Here is a 15076-nt window from a genome sequence, read left to right on the forward strand (position 1 = left end):
TACGTTCGCGCCAGCCAGAATCAAGCTGTCACAGCCTCAATCGCACCCGCAGAAAGCGCAGCTTCCATTTGCAGGAAACCTGTCTCGCCGCAAGATACTTCCATACCGAAATGGACTGAAGTTTTTCAGCGACTGCGGGCTGCGCATTCAGGAATTGACGCCCGGAAGGCGTTTTAAGCAAATCTTTGGCAAAGCCGATCCAGAGATGCGCGGTCTGCCAAGCGGCGATACGCCCGGCAAAAGCGGTCTCGATGCTCTGCAATGCCCTGATGTATTCCTCGCCGTAACGCCATGTCTGACCGCGATCGGACAGGCTGCCCGGACGCTTGTAATAGGCATAGACAGGCGCCGCGCCCCATACGATGGATTGCGCCTCGGTGATCCAATGGGGCGTCGTCATCATGTCTTCGTAGCATTTCATGGCGGCCAGATCATGCTGCAGCAAAATCTGGCGAGTCACGCACTTGCCTGCGAAGTGTCCTTGCAGACTCTGATGCTCGCAAAATAGGTCGCAAGCTTGCTGAACCGACAACGGCGCCACATCGCGAAACAATCCTCCCGCCTCGCTCCCATCCAAGGGCTGGCCGGTTTCCCGCAACGGCGTCATCAACAAATCCGGCTCATGCCGCCGCAGCATATCCACCATCCAGGCCAGGCCGCCCGATAAGAAAGCATCGTCACTGTCGAGAAAGGTCACATATCGTCCATCCGCCTGGCCCACGCCGGCCTGGCGCGCCAAACCGACATTGGCGAAATCAACCGAAATCGTTTTCAACCAGGGATGGGGTCGCGCGAACTCCTCAAGTATCTTGGCCGTTTCATCGGTAGACGCGTCATTAATCGCGATCACCTCAACCTGCTCCAACTCAGCCATTTGCCGCGCCAACACCTCCAAGGTCCGCCCCAGATACGCTGCAGCGTTATGCGCCGGCATGATGATACTTAGCAACATCAACTCATAAACCTTTCTTCAAGCTACATCGCTAACCGACAATAAATCCCGGTAACAGTTCATCATTCGCTCCGCCATCGCCTCCAGGCTCAACCCCTCGACGCTGCATCGGGCCGCTTCCGCCAGAGCCGGCCAACGCTGATGGGCTGACGCCCATTCCGCCACGTTTCCGGCAAGCGCTTCTTCATCGAAAGCATCGGATGCCCAACCGTTCTCTCCCTGCCGGACAAACTCCGCCGCGCCGCACTGGCGCGTCGTCAAGACCGGCAGCCCGCAAGCAAACGCCTCGACGCACACATTGGGAAAGGGGTCATACAATGTAGGCAGGATGAAGGCATCCGCCATGCCATAGAACGGCTTCACCTCGCCTTGCGCGCCAGCGAAAACCACTCTGGCGCTCACGCCCAGCGTTTGCGCCAACTGGCGGTAGCGAGCCAGCCGTTTGTCGCCCCCCACCACCATCAGCCATACATCTTGATTAGCCCGCAACGCCCTCAAGGCGCGCGCCACGCCTTTACGCTCGAAACCCGAACCGACATACAGCAGCAGCGGCGCATCGTCGGGCACGCCCCACCTGCCGCGCATCGCCTGCCGATGCTCGGCGCGGAGGCGGGGATGGAAGGACTGCAGGTCCACCCCGTTGTAAATGACGACGATCTGCTGATCGGTCAGACCAAAATATTGCTGTATCTCCCGCTTTACCATCTGAGAATTGCAGATCACCCGCTTCAGACGGGGGTGATGGAACATCTCGGCCTCAGCCCGCTGGATATAATGATGGTAAGGGTTGCACCACAATACAAACCGGCCCCATGCCGACATGCCCTGTCGCCGCAATTGCAGCCAGCGCCGGTGGACGCCGTCTCCCGCCCGATAAATGTCGCAACCCGGAATGCGCTCATGCGACTGGACAAGATCGAAGCCCTCCCTCGACCATATCCGTCTGGCTTGCCGGGCAAAACTCCAATCGCGCCAGACATTGCCCAGATAGGAACCGCCAACCTGGTAAGCTTTGACGCCTTCGACAGGCTCCCAACGGCGCGCGATCAACGATACTTCCAGCGCGCCCTGATTGCGCAAAGCGGCCAGCGCGCGGCTCACAAAGCGCTCGGCGCCGCCAGCGGGGTTGTATTTCTGACGGACGATGGCCAAGCGTGTCATGCGGGGAAAAACCTCTCGAAATCCGGAAACTAAAAAGCCGGGTTAGACACCCGGCTCTGCATTCAGCATTTGCAACAGATCGGCTATTTTATCAGGGTCTTCTGATCTAAGCATGCGCGTCGCAATCGGCGCGATCTCGTCCAGATGGCTGGTCAGCACCCGCTGCTTGACCGACAACAGATTGGCCGGATGCATCGAAAACTTGCGCAGGCCCATGCCCAGCAGCAGCCGCGTCAGGCGCGCGTCGCCCGCCATCTCGCCGCAAACAGACACCGGCAGGTTGGCCTTGATGCCGGTCTTGATGGTGTGCAGGATCAACTTCAGCACCGCCGGATGGATGGGATCGTACAGATGGCTGACGGTATCGTCGTTGCGGTCGATGGCCAGCGTGTACTGGATCAGGTCGTTGGTGCCGATGGACAGGAAATCGACGTGCTTGGCCAGGCTGCCGGCCACCAGCGCCGCCGAAGGGATTTCTATCATCGCCCCCACTTCGACGTCGTCGGCGTAGGCGATGCCCTCGTCGCGCAGTTCCTCTTTGGCGTATTCGAACTGGACCAGCGCCTGCTTCAGCTCCGGCAGCGAGTTCAGCATCGGAAACAGTACGCGGATCTTGCCGTGCACCGAGGCGCGCAGCAGCGCGCGCAACTGGGCGCGGAACATCAAGGGCTCGGCCAGGCACAGCCGGATACCGGTCAGCCCCAGCGCCGGGTTCTCCGCCTGGCAGTGGTTCAGCCACTTGGGGCTCTTGTCCGCGCCCAGGTCCATGGTGCGGATGGTGACCGGCATGCCCTTCATCGCCGTCGCCACGTGGCGGTAGGCCTCGAACTGCTCGTCTTCGGTGGGCAGCGTGTCGCGCCCCAGAAACAGGAATTCGCTGCGGAACAGGCCGATGCCCACCACGCCGGACTCGCGCACCTCCTCCACATCCTGCGGCCGCTCGATATTGGCCAAGAGTTCGATCACCGTGCCGTCGCGGGTCACCGCGTTGGATTTGCGGATGGAAGACAGCTTGCGCCGCGCGCCGCGCCAGGCGCGCTGGCGGCGGCGGTATTCGGTCAGCACCAGCGCGTCCGGGTTGATGATCACCACGCCCTGCTCGCCGTCGACGATGATCATCTCATCCTCGCGGATCAGCTCCCGCGAGTGGTGCAGCGCGATCACCGACGGCAAGTCCAGGCTGCGGCCGAGGATGGCGGTATGCGAGGTGGCGCCGCCGACGTCAGTGATGAAGGCGGCGAAGTTGGAATCCTTGAAATAGACCATATCGGCCGGCGACAGGTCGTGCGCGACCAGGATGTGGTCGTCGACCAGGTCTTCCGGCGCCGGCAACTGCGGCGCGTCGCCGTCCAGATTCTTGAAAATGCGCTCGACCACCTGCAGCACGTCGTTCTTGCGTTCGCGCAGGTAGTCTTCCTCGATCGCGTCGAACTGCTCGATCAGGTGATCGCACTGCAGCTTCAACGCCCACTCGGCGTTGCAACGCTGCTTTTCGATGATCTCTCGCGGCTCGCGCGAGATGGTCACATCGCCCAGCAGCATGATGTGCAACGACAGGAAGGCGCCGAGCTCCGCCGGGGCGTTCTCCGGGATGCTGCCCCACAGCATCTCCAGCTCCTTGCGGGTGGCCTTCACCGCCTCGTCGAAACGCGTCTTTTCCGCGGGAATCTCATCGTCTTCCAGCAGATAATGCGCAACATCGTCCATGCTGCGCGAAATCAAGTGGGCCCGGCCGATGGCGATGCCGCCGCCTATCGCTACCCCGTGCAGGATGATGCTCATTTCCCCCTCCCTGGCAGGCCGGTGTTATTGTGCTGTGCCTGCCGCTGTCTCCGCCCGAAAGGTGCCTGACCGTCGCCTGCCGCCCACATCCCGGACGGCACGCGCATGCGGGTCGACAGCCTCAAGCGGGCTCCCTGAAAGCCGGGGAAATCCGGCCTCCCATCCCCTCGCCTCTCACTCCGCTTCGTCGAAGCGGTTGTTGATCAGCGCGGTCAGCGCCTCCAGCGCCTGTTGTTCGTCATCGCCGCTGATTTCCAGCTCGATCGTGGCCCCCTTGGCCGCCGCCAGCATCATCACGCCCATGATGCTCTTGCCGTTGACGCGGCGGTTGTTGCGGGAAATGAAAATATCGCTTTTGTAACGGCTGGCCAGCTGGGTGAACTTGCTCGAGGCGCGCGCGTGCAGGCCCAGCTTGTTGATGATTTCGACTTCAGATCGCAGCATTACCTTCCCCCGGGATTATATAAAGCACGCCTTCCAGGCCGCCGGTGATCGCCTTGCTGACGACGATTTCCAGCGGCTGGCTGCTGTAGCACAGCGCTCGCACCACCATCGGCAGGCTGGCGCCGGCCACCGCCTCGACGCGGCCCGGCCGGATCAGCCGGCTGGCGATATTGGACGGAGTGCCGCCGTACATGTCGGTCAGCACCACCACGCCATCGCCGCCGTCCAACCCGTCCACCAGGCCCTGCGCCTCGGCCAGCTTGCGCTCCGGGTCTTCGGTTTTGTCCACAGCCATTACCGCCAGATTATCCGGCTCTCGGCCCAGGATGTGCTTGGCGCAATCCGCCAGGCTACGTCCCAGGTCCCCATGTGCAATTATCAGAACACCTACCATGCCCGAGTCTTCGATTTGATGGGCCAGAACCCGTCCGGCCGCTTGATTTGAACCGCGCGGCGACGCCGGACAAACCGGCGCGCCGCGCATCCGCGAAATCAATCTTCCTGAATTGTAACAGCTGAATTCTCGCTGCGGCGGTACCAGGCCAGCTTGTCCGCCAATTCCACCACTTCTCCGACGATGATCAGCGCCGGCGACGCGATGCCGTGCGAGGCCATCAGACCCGGCAGCGTGGCCAAAGTGCCGCACACCGCGCGCTGGCGCTCGGTAGTGGCCCACTCCACCGCCGCCGCCGGCGTGGCCGCCGCGCGGCCGTTGTCGACGAAGGCCTGGCACAGCTCTGCCGCGGTGGACACGCCCATGTACACCACCACAGTCTGGTGCGGGCGGGTCAACGCCTGCCAGTCCAGGTCTATGGAGCCGTCCTGCTTGTGGCCGGTGACGAAAGTCACCGACTGCGCGTAATCGCGGTGGGTCAGCGGGATGCCGGCATAGGCGGCCGCGCCGCTGGCGGAAGTGATGCCGGGCACCACTTCGAAGGCGATGCCGTGCTCGGCCAGCGTGGCGATCTCCTCGCCGCCGCGGCCGAAGGTGAACGGATCGCCGCCCTTGAGCCTGAGCACCCGCTTGCCTTGCTTCGCCAGATCCACCAGCAACTGGTTGATGTCGTCCTGCGGCAAGGCGTGGTTGGCGCGCGCCTTGCCGACATAGATCCGCTCGGCGTCGCGCCGCACCAGTTCCAGCAGTTCCGGCGCCACCAGCTTGTCGTACAGCACCACGTCGGCCTGCTGCATCAGCCGCAGCGCGCGGAAGGTCAACAGGTCGGGATTGCCGGGACCGGCGCCCACCAGATAGACCGCGCCGGCGCGATCCGCGCCGCCGGCGGCGATGCGCGCTTCCATTTCGGCCCGCGCCGCCGCCTCGTCGCCATTCATCACCGCGTCGGCAAGCGGTCCTTCCAGCACCGTCTCCCAGAAGCGGCGGCGGGCGTCGACATCGGGAAAGCGCGCCTTGACCGCGTCGCGGAACGAGGAACCGAAGCGCGCCAGCCGGCCGTAACCGGCCGGGATCAGGCTTTCCAGCCGCGCGCGGATGGAGCGCGCCAGCACCGGCACGCTGCCGCCGCTGGCCACCGCCACCATCAGCGGCGAGCGGTCGATGATCGCCGGGCTGATGTAACGCGACGCTTCTGCGTCGTCCACCACGTTAACCAGGATGCCTCGCGCCTCGGCGTCGGCCGCCACGGCTCGGTTGACCTCGGCGTCGTCGGTGGCGGCCACCACCAGCCGCAAGCCGTCCAGCAACGCGGGCGAGTAGCGCCCGGAGACATGCTCCAGCTCGCCGCTTTCGGCCAGGTCGGCCAGCTCGGGCGCCAGCTCCGGCGCGACCACCCGCAACGAAGCGCCGGCCGCCAACAGCAGCCGGGTCTTGCGCAAAGCCACCTCTCCGCCGCCCACCACCAGGCAGCGCTGCTCCCGCAGCTTGAGAAATATCGGGAAAAACTCCATGCCACACTCCATGCCAGGGGGCGATTGCCGCCTTGTCCGCGCGCCGCGCGCCAGGCGCGCCAATATCGTCCAAGCATACTGTATTTGTTGCATAAATACGACGCTAAACCGCGGCAAATCCGACTCATACGGGGGCCAAGGGTTCGCTGATGTCAAAATTCCCGTTTCGATTCGCCGCCGTCGCCGTGGAGCGCAGTTTGATCCCCCGTACCTTTGTCCGCCAATCGGCCATTTCCGCCCTGCTCTGCCTGCCTCTGCTGCTGTCCGCGCTGGCGGCCGACCAGCGCGCGCTGCTGCTGGGCCAGACCGGCTGGCTGGCCGCGCTGTGCTGCGGCGCGCTGTGGCTGCACGGCCGGAATCAGCGGCGCAAGGCGCGCGCCACCCTGCAAGATGCCTGCCTGGGATTGCTGGAATTCGATCTGGCGCAACAATACGTGCGCGGCAGCGTCCACACCCTGCAACGGCTGCTGGGGCTGCCCGCCCATACCCGCGGCATGAACTGCGCCCGCTGGCTGATGCTGCTGCATCCCGAAGACCGCCAGCTGTTCTCCAACCTGCTCCAGCATCCGCCGGGCACGCCGGAAACCGGCTACGAAATGCGCATCCGCCACCACAGCGGCCACTGGGAATGGCTGGAAATGAATTTGCAGCCCAGCTGGCGCAACGGCAAGGTGCAGCAGTTGACTGCGATCTGCCGCGTGATCACCTCGCGCAAGCACGACGAAGCCGCGATGCTGCAGCGCGAGCAGCAGTTCCGCACCCTGGTGGAAAACGCCGAAGACATCATCGCCCGCTACGATCTTGAACTGCGCTGCCTGTTCATCAACCGCAGCGTCAGCCGCTTCTCCGAACTGCCGCTGGAAGAACATCTGGGCAAGACGCCGCGCGAGAAAGGCTGGTCGAACGAGGCCAGCGCCCGCTTCGAGCAGGAATGCCAGCTGCTGATCAACAACTGGGAGGCGCGCCGCTTCGAGCTGGAACTGCAGCACGGCCAGCAGCGCCACATCTTCGAGATCCGCCTGTTCCCCGAGTTCGACAAGGCAGGCATGCTCAAATCCATCCTGTCGGTGGATCGCGACGTCACCGCCACCCGCCAGGGCGAGCGGCTGCTGGCCGAGGAAAACGAGGTGCTGGAAATGATCGCCGGCAACCACCCGCTGCCGCAAACCCTTGAACAGATCTGCCAGATGATGGAGTCGCAACAGCCCGGCGCGATGTGCGCCGTGCTGCTGCTGGAAGAAAACGGCCAGTCGCTGCGCTTCGCCGCCGGCCTGAGCCTGCCGCCGGCCTACCGCAAGCTGTCCGAGCGCGTGATGGTCGGCCCCAGCGTCGGCTCCTGCGGCACCGCCGCCCATTGGAAGCGCACCATCGTCGTCGACGACATCCTGAATAGCCCGCTGTGGGCGCACGCGCTGCACAAGGTGCAGCCGTTCGGCCTGCGCGCCTGCTGGTCGATGCCCATTTTCTCGAGCGACCGCCAGTTGCTGGGCACGCTGGCCACCTACTACCGCGAGCCGCGCAGCCCGTCCCAGGAAGAACTGGCGCTGGCCCAGCGCATCACCCGCATCATCGCCATCGCGCTGCAGCGCGACGGCCACGAAAAGCAGCTGTACCGGCTGGCCACCCAGGACGGATTGACCGAGCTGAACAACCGCCGCCAGTTCATCGAGCTGGCCGACCGCGAGATCGAGCGCAGCCGCCGGCACGGCGGCCGGATGAGCGTGCTGATGATGGACCTGGACCGCTTCAAGGACATCAACGACCACTACGGCCACGCCATCGGCGACGAAGTGATACGCCATTTCTCCCAGGTCTGCCGCGAAGTGCTGCGCGCCAGCGACCTGTGCGGCCGCCTGGGCGGCGAGGAATTCGCCGCGGTGCTGCCGGACACCGGCCTCGACGACGCGCGCCAGGTGGCGGAGCGCCTGCGCGGCCTAGCTTCCTCCGCCAGGCTGGCCACCGTCACCGGCCCGCTGGGCTACACCGTCAGCATCGGCGTCGCCGAGCGCCGCGCCGACGAGACCGACATCGACGAGGTGCTGGGCCGCGCCGACAAGCAGCTGTACCAGGCCAAACGCGACGGCCGCAACCGCGTCAGCGGCGCGGCGCCCGCCCATTCGGGCTAGAATGCCGGCTTCAACCGCTCATCCCCGCTTGACCGTGAACCGCTGGCATACCGATTACCTGTCCCATCCGCTGTACCGCCCGGCGCGGCGCTTCGTCCCTCCGTTAGCCGACTGGCCCGACCAGGCTGGCTACGATGCGCTGCGGGACCGCGCCCGCGCCGCCGGCGCGCCGCTGCCGGCCGGCCTGCGCTTCGTCTGCGAACTGGAGCCGGACGCCTATTACGAGATGCATATCGGAGCGACCGGCGAAGTCCCCAGCCGCGCGCGAAACTGGCACGACTGGTTCAACGCGCTGGCCTGGCTGGCCTGGCCGCGCGCCAAGGCGGCGCTGAACCGCCGCCACGTCCGCGCGATCGCGCGCGGCGAGGCGAAGCGCGGCCCGCTGCGCGACGCCGCCACCCTGCTCGACGAATGCGGAGTCATCGTGGCAGTCGCCGATCCGCGACTGGGCCAATTGCTGGACGATATGCGCTGGCGCGAGCTGTTCATCGAACGCCGCGACGACTGGGGGCGGCGCATCGCCGCCCACACGCTGGGCCACGCGCTGATGGAAACCGGGCTGACGCCGCACTTGGGCTGGTGCGGCAAGGCGCTGATCATGGAAGTGGAGGCAGGCTTTTTCGAGCTGCTCGCCGAAGAACAGGCGGACAGGCTGGACGCGGAACTGGCCGCGCGGCTGGACGACGACGGCTTTCTCGCCAGCCCGCGCGCGCTGTGCCCGTTGCCGCTTCTGGGCATCCCGGGCTGGTGGCCGGACAACGAAAACCCGGCCTTCTACGACAATGCCGATTATTTCCGGCCGACCCGCCGCGCCAAGTCGGCCACGGTCACCGCCTGAAGCTGGTCGGTCAGCGGCCCCAGCAGCTCGGCCAGAGTCTGATCCAGCGCGTCGCCGCCGCTGGCGTCGCGACGGTAGACGAAGAGCTGGAACAGGTCCGACAGATTGATAGCCGACGCGCGCCGCATCAGCACCCAGGCGTCGCCGTGGCCCTTTTGCACATAGCCGCGCAGCGCCAGCCGGTCCAGCACCAGGCCCAGTTCGTCATACCCCACCTTCACCTGCTCCCGCAGCTGGCGCGGCGTCATCGCCTCGCCGCGCTCATGGGCGGCATCCAGCAGCAGCAACAGTTCCAGCGCGTCCTGGAAGCGGCGGTGCGGCTCGTTGCGGCGGCGCCACGCGCCGCCTTCCCAATAGGACAGCGCCGAGGTGAACACCGCGCCGGCCAGCACCACCAGCCACAGGCAATACACCCACAGCAGGAAGATCGGAATGCTGGCGAAAGCTCCGTACACCAGCTGGTAGCTGGCCACCTGGCCGATGTAGAAGCCGAAGCCCATCTTGGTGAGCTCCAGCAGCACCGCGGTGACCAGCGCGCCCCACACCGCGTGGCGGAAGGGCACGAAGCGGTTGGGCACGATGCGGTATAGCAGCGCCAGCACCAGCGCCGTCAGCACGATAGTGCCGCCGGTTTCCACCAGCCCCGCCAGCAGCGGCAGGTTTCTCTCGAAACGGGTGACGCGGAACAGCCAACGCCAGGACAGCAGGCTGCCGCCCAGCACCAGCGGCCCCAGCGTCAGCACCGTCCAGTACACCATGCTCTGCTGCAGCCACGGCCGGCCACGGCGCACGCCCCAGATCGCGTTGAAGGTGCGTTCGATGGTGGACATCAGCATCAGCGCGGTGACGCCCAGCATCACGATGCCGGCGGCGGTGAGCTTTTCCGCGTTGTCGGCGAACTGGCGCATGTAGACGGTGATCACCTTGCCGGCGAATTCCGGCACCAGCGTCGACAGCAGCATGATCTTGAAGCGGGTGCTGTAGTCGGAAAACACCGGAAACGCCGAAATCACCGACAGCGCGATGGTGAACAGCGGCACCAGCGCCAGCAGCGTGGTGAAGGTCAGGCTGCCCGACACCTGCAGCACGCGCAGGCAGCTCATGCGGCGCGAGATGAAGCGGGCGAAGCCGAAATAGGGTTCTAGGCGTTGAACTTGCATGGCGGCAAAGGTAATGCCAAAGCCGCCGCGAAGCAAGGGAGGCAAGGCAGGCCGCTTTGCCCTATCATGCGGCGATCAAATGCGATATAGAGGTCATCATGCTAGATATTCTGGTGCTGTATTACAGCCAGCACGGCGCCACCCGCGAACTGGCGCGGCTGATCGCCCGCGGCGTGGACGGCGTGCCCGGTTGCCAGGCGCGGCTGCGCACCGTGCCCAAGGTCTCCTCGGTATGCGAGGCGGTCGAGCCGGCCATCCCCGACGGCGGCGCGCCTTACGTCGAGCGGCAGGACTTGATCGATTGCGCCGGCCTGGCGCTGGGCAGCCCCACCCGCTTCGGCAATATGGCGTCGGCGATGAAGTACTTCCTGGACGGCACCAACGGCGAATGGATGCAGGGCGCGCTGTCCGGCAAGCCGGCCTGCGTGTTCACCAGCACCTCCTCGCTGCACGGCGGCCAGGAAGCCACGCTGCTGACCATGATGATCCCGCTGCTGCACCACGGCATGGTGATCGCCGGCCTGCCCTATTCCGAAGCCGCGCTGCTCGCCACCCAGACCGGCGGCACGCCGTACGGCGTCAGCCATCTGGCCGGGCCGCAGAGCGACCGGCCGATCAGCGAGCATGAGAAGGCGCTGGCCTTGGCCCAGGGGAAGCGGTTGGCGGAACTGGCAGTGAAGCTGGCGGGATGATGATGGCCTCGCCCGCTTGACGCCACCGGTACAGGGAAGCCGGCCTGCCGCATCCTGAAGCGCATCGGCGTCCCCCGCGGCTGCGCCAAGCGCCGGTTTCCGGAACCCCAGGCGAAAAAGAGCGCAACGCCAAGCAGCGCCGCGCCGGCGACAATCACCGGTTCAGGCAGCCTCTTCAGCTTCCATAACAAAGCCGCGGCCGCAATCGCCAGCAATACGGTGGGCAAATCGATCAGCGAACGCTGCGCCAGCACCGCCAACGAGCTGGCGATCGCGCCGATGGCCGCCGCGGTGATGCCGTTTACGAAAGCGGCCAGCCCCGGCCGTTTGCCGTGCTTCTTGAAATGCGGCGCGGCCAACACCGTAATCAGATAGCACGGCAGAAAAGTGGCCAGCCATCAGGTAGCCGGCGAAGCCGGTGGTGATCACCATCGGCCCCGGCGTGATCATGGCAACCGCCACCGCGTCGACGAACTGTTTATCGGTCAGCCAGTGAATCCGGCATCGCCCGTCGATCCGGCAGCAACCATGGCAGCGGCAGCGGCAGCGGCAGCGGCAGCTGCAGCGCGATCATCATCGAGCCACCGTCAAAACGATTGCCATGGACGAGGCCAGGCAGCCTTGACTAACTCCGCGCATACTCAGCCATTCAACATGTCCAGATAGCGCTGCGCCGCGCCCCATTCGCCCCCCGCCCGGCTGATCGCCGCCAATTCCGACACCAGCGGCGAGCGCTCAGCCAATCGGCGATAAACAAGATTAGGCACCGCCATTTTGCGCACCGGCGCTGGCACCAGGGCCAGGCCCAAGCCCGCCGCCGCCAAGGCCAGCACCGACATGGTGCTGCCCACTTTGTAGGCGATGCGCGGTTCGCCGCCCAATAGCCGGCGCAACATCGGCAACTGGCCCTCATCGTCGCCATCGGCGGCGTAAACGATGAACGGCTGCTCCCGCAAATCGACCGCTCGCAATATCCGGCGGGCCGCCAAGGGATGCTGCTCCCCCATCGCCACCTCCCAATGCCAGCTACCCGCTGGCCTGGCCTGCAAACCGGCTGGAAGCGAATGACCCAGTTGCGGGCAATAGCCGACATCCAGCCGCCCGGCCAGAAGCGCCTCCAACTGCGCCGCCGGCGCCATTTCATGCAACTCCACCGCCACATCCGGCCAGGCCGCATGGAAGGCCAGCAAATCATCCGACAAACGTCCCGCCGCCACGGCATTGCCGACAAAACCTATCCTCACCACGCCGGTTTCGCCGCGCGCTGCGCGGCGCATCACGCTCTTGGCTCGCTCGGCCTGCTCCACCGTGCGCCTCGCCTCGATCAGCAGAATCCGTCCGGCGTCGGACAATTCCACCTTGCGCGTGCTGCGCACGAACAAGGTCACGCCCAGTTCCTCTTCCAACGATCGGATCTGGGCGCTCAAGGCCGGCTGGACGATATGCAGCTTTTCGGCGGCCCGGCCGAAATGGCCCTCGTCGGCAACCGCCAGGAAATAGCGTAAATGGCGTAATTCCATGCGCCCAAACTCATCACTAAAAATGATCAATTTTGAAATTTAATCTATTGGAGTGATTTTTCAAGCGCGCCTACTCTGAGCTTCAGACGCCGCGCCGCAGCGCCATGAATCAGGAGCCACACCATGACCGCTACTCAACGCATCGATGTCCATCAGCATGTCGTCCCCCCATTCTGGGCTGAAGCCCTGCCCGCCCACGGCGGCGACCCTTCCGGCTGGAAAAGCCCGGAATGGAGCCCGCAGAGCGCCATCGCCTTCATGGACAGCCAGGGCATCGCCACCGGCGTGTTGTCGCTGACCGCCCCCGGCGTGCAGGGCTGGTCCGGCCAGTCCAAGCGGGACATGGCCCGCCGCGTCAATGAATACACCGCCGGCCTGGTGGAACACCGTCCGGACCGCTTCGGCAATTTCGCCACCGTGCCGCTGCCGGACATCGAAGGCTCGCTGCGGGAGATCGAATTTGCCTTTGACGCATTGAAAGCGGATGGCGTGGTTCTGCTCAGCAACTACCGCGGCCAATACCTGGGCGATCCGGCATTCGAGCCGGTCTGGGCCGAACTGAACCGCCGCCGCGCCACCGTGTTCATCCATCCGGGCAAACCCGCCATCGACGCCATCGCCGGCATGCCCAGCCCGCTGGTGGACTATCCCTTCGACACCACCCGCACCGCGGTGCAGATGGTGCTGAACGGCACGTTGGCGCGCCATCCGGACGTGAACGTCATCCTGTCCCATGCCGGCGGCTTTCTGCCGTACGCGTCCCATCGCTTCGCCGAACTGGCCCAGGGCGTGCGCAATGATGTCCCGGCGACCGAGGAATTGCTGCGCCTGTTCCAGCGCTTCTATTTCGACACCGCGCTGGCCTCCAGCCCGGCGGCCCTTCCCAGCCTGACCGCCTTCGCCGGCGCCGGCCGCATCCTGTACGGCAGCGACTACCCCTACGCGCCGGCATCGGTTGGGGCTTCGTTCACCGCCCAGCTGGACGCATGCGCTGAACTGTCTCCGGCGGAGCATGCCGCGATCAACCACCGCAACGCGCTAGCCCTGTTTCCCCGGCGGGCCAAAGTCGACAGCGTTCACCCATAAGCTGGCCAAGAACAGGAACGGCGTTTCAAACGCGGAAAGCCTTGCTGTGCAACGCTCTTAAGGGATGGGGAGGGAGGCAAACGGAATGAATTTGGGACGGCGGAATGGCTAGAAACGCGAAACGGGAAGTATAAGCTGGCCGCACTTGGGAACCATAAACTGATCGCACACTGCGCAAGCTAGGCCCATGGCAAACAGAAACGGCGGGAATTCACCCGCCGTGTACGATAGCGCCTCAGCCAGCCTTTCCTGCCGGAATCTGCTGGGTTATGCAGTGAATATTGCCGCCACCAAGCAGCACCTCGCGTGCCGGGACGCCGACTATTCGGTATTCAGGGAAGATCTCCTGCAATCGGCTGGCTGCCGCGGCATCGGTGCGCTCATCCAGCAGCGGGAAAATAATCTGTCCGTTGCTGATCAGGAAATTGACATAAGAAGCAGCCATGCGCTCGCCAACCTCGCGTGGCACTGCCTGCCCGCTAGCCACCACGCCGGCCGTTTCCTCCTGCTCATAGAACAAGGGGCCCGGGGCCAGCATCTTGTGAATCTTGAGCGGGCGGCCCTTGGCGTCGCGCGCTTTGGACAGCACTTCGTAGGCGGCCTGCGAACGCGGATACTGCGGATCCTGCTCATCGTCGACCCAATGCAGCACCACCTCACCCGGGCGGGCAAAGCAGCACATATTGTCGATATGGCCGTCGGTTTCATCCATGAACACGCCTTCCGGCAGCCAGATGAAGTGGCTCACGTCCAGATATTCGGACAACAAGGCTTCAATCTGGGCCTGGGACAAGTGCGGGTTGCGGTTGGGGTTGAGCAGGCACTCGGCGGTGGTGAGCAGCGTGCCTTCGCCGTCGACATGAATCGAGCCGCCTTCCAGCACCAGCGGGGCTGCGTAGCGATCAAAGCCATGCTGGGCCAACACCTGGCTCGCAACTTCACTATCCTGATCCCAAGGATGGTACAGCCCGCCATTGAGGCCGCCCCAGGCATTGAACTGCCAGTCCACGCCGCGCGCATTGCCTGTCTTGTCGATGACCACGGTCGGGCCGCTGTCGCGCATCCAGCAGTCATCGCTATTCATTTCCACCAGCGTCACTTCGGATGGCATCACCGCGCGGGCCTCGGCCATGCATGCTTGCGGCACCGCCATGAAGACCGGGGTGGCCGCCGCAATGGCCTTGGCGATGGCGGCGAAGGTCTGTTGCGCTTCGCGGCCGGCATGGCGCCAGTTATCCGGACGCTGCGGCCAGATCATCCATACCGCCTGCTGCGGGGCCCACTCGGCAGGCATATGAAAGCCGTCGGCGGCGGGTAGGCTGTTGAGCGTTTTGCTGTGCATTTTGATCACCATGACTTGATTGATGCCATCAGAAGTATTCAAAACATCGTGCATGTTCAGAGGACGGG

The 15076-nt window shown here is 64.8% G+C and carries 13 protein-coding genes and 1 pseudogene; 4 read left to right on the plus strand and 10 right to left on the minus strand.

The window, feature by feature from the left end; translation table 11 throughout:
* Window positions 1-28: 28 nt before the first annotated feature.
* From BKX93_RS10885 to cysG, 6 genes are all read right to left on the minus strand, one after another.
* Entirely contained in the window at window positions 29-952 is a 924-nt protein-coding gene (locus BKX93_RS10885; protein ID WP_070979784.1) for a glycosyltransferase, read from the minus strand.
* Between the two features lie 18 nt (window positions 953-970).
* Window positions 971-2113 (minus strand): glycosyltransferase family 4 protein, encoded by a 1143-nt coding sequence (locus BKX93_RS10890; RefSeq protein WP_070979786.1) that lies wholly within the window; start codon window positions 2111-2113, stop codon window positions 971-973.
* Between the two features lie 42 nt (window positions 2114-2155).
* A complete protein-coding gene (gene ptsP, locus BKX93_RS10895; protein WP_070979787.1) occupies window positions 2156-3895 on the minus strand; it encodes a phosphoenolpyruvate--protein phosphotransferase in 1740 nt (579 codons plus the stop codon).
* Between the two features lie 174 nt (window positions 3896-4069).
* Window positions 4070-4339 carry an HPr family phosphocarrier protein gene (locus tag BKX93_RS10900; protein WP_021478263.1) on the minus strand — a complete coding sequence of 90 codons (270 nt, stop codon included), beginning with the start codon at window positions 4337-4339 and terminating at the stop codon, window positions 4070-4072.
* Complete coding sequence (locus BKX93_RS10905) at window positions 4326-4823, minus strand: PTS sugar transporter subunit IIA (RefSeq protein WP_326980797.1); 498 nt, start codon at window positions 4821-4823, stop codon at window positions 4326-4328. The genes BKX93_RS10900 and BKX93_RS10905 overlap by 14 nt, the downstream gene beginning before the upstream one ends.
* 8 nt (window positions 4824-4831) lie before the next feature.
* Window positions 4832-6244 (minus strand): siroheme synthase CysG, encoded by a 1413-nt coding sequence (gene cysG / locus BKX93_RS10910; RefSeq protein WP_070979789.1) that lies wholly within the window; start codon window positions 6242-6244, stop codon window positions 4832-4834.
* 149 nt (window positions 6245-6393) lie between these two features.
* Between cysG and BKX93_RS10915 the strand changes: the two genes are divergently transcribed.
* Both BKX93_RS10915 and BKX93_RS10920 read left to right on the plus strand, forming a co-directional pair.
* The gene (locus tag BKX93_RS10915; RefSeq protein WP_070979790.1) at window positions 6394-8370 is read left to right on the plus strand and encodes a sensor domain-containing diguanylate cyclase; all 1977 of its coding nucleotides are present in this window, start codon (window positions 6394-6396) and stop codon (window positions 8368-8370) included.
* Between the two features lie 34 nt (window positions 8371-8404).
* On the plus strand, window positions 8405-9208 hold the full coding sequence (locus BKX93_RS10920) for a DUF3025 domain-containing protein (protein ID WP_070981786.1): 804 nt from the start codon (window positions 8405-8407) through the stop codon (window positions 9206-9208).
* Here the strand turns inward: BKX93_RS10920 and BKX93_RS10925 are convergent.
* Window positions 9160-10368, minus strand: coding sequence for a YihY family inner membrane protein (locus BKX93_RS10925; protein ID WP_046156222.1), 1209 nt, complete (start codon window positions 10366-10368; stop codon window positions 9160-9162). The genes BKX93_RS10920 and BKX93_RS10925 overlap by 49 nt on opposite strands.
* 98 nt (window positions 10369-10466) lie before the next feature.
* Here BKX93_RS10925 and wrbA point away from each other — a divergent pair, with 98 nt between their 5' ends.
* A complete protein-coding gene (gene wrbA / locus BKX93_RS10930; protein ID WP_070981788.1) occupies window positions 10467-11060 on the plus strand; it encodes an NAD(P)H:quinone oxidoreductase in 594 nt (197 codons plus the stop codon).
* A gap of 185 nt (window positions 11061-11245) precedes the next feature.
* Here the strand turns inward: wrbA and BKX93_RS23700 are convergent.
* Both BKX93_RS23700 and BKX93_RS10935 read right to left on the minus strand, forming a co-directional pair.
* Window positions 11246-11510: pseudogene (locus tag BKX93_RS23700) on the minus strand (chromate transporter); the annotation flags it as partial.
* A gap of 191 nt (window positions 11511-11701) precedes the next feature.
* Window positions 11702-12580 carry a LysR substrate-binding domain-containing protein gene (locus BKX93_RS10935; protein WP_070979792.1) on the minus strand — a complete coding sequence of 293 codons (879 nt, stop codon included), beginning with the start codon at window positions 12578-12580 and terminating at the stop codon, window positions 11702-11704.
* A gap of 123 nt (window positions 12581-12703) precedes the next feature.
* On the opposite strand from BKX93_RS10935, the gene BKX93_RS10940 reads away from it, so the two are divergent.
* Entirely contained in the window at window positions 12704-13666 is a 963-nt protein-coding gene (locus BKX93_RS10940) for an amidohydrolase family protein (RefSeq protein WP_070979794.1), read from the plus strand.
* 235 nt (window positions 13667-13901) lie between these two features.
* Here the strand turns inward: BKX93_RS10940 and aguA are convergent, their stop codons facing one another.
* Entirely contained in the window at window positions 13902-15062 is a 1161-nt protein-coding gene (gene aguA / locus BKX93_RS10945) for an agmatine deiminase (protein ID WP_235429487.1), read from the minus strand.
* Between the last annotated feature and the right edge of the window lie 14 nt (window positions 15063-15076).

The sequence above is a fragment of the Chromobacterium vaccinii genome, assembly GCF_001855275.1.
GTDB lineage: Bacteria > Pseudomonadota > Gammaproteobacteria > Burkholderiales > Chromobacteriaceae > Chromobacterium > Chromobacterium vaccinii.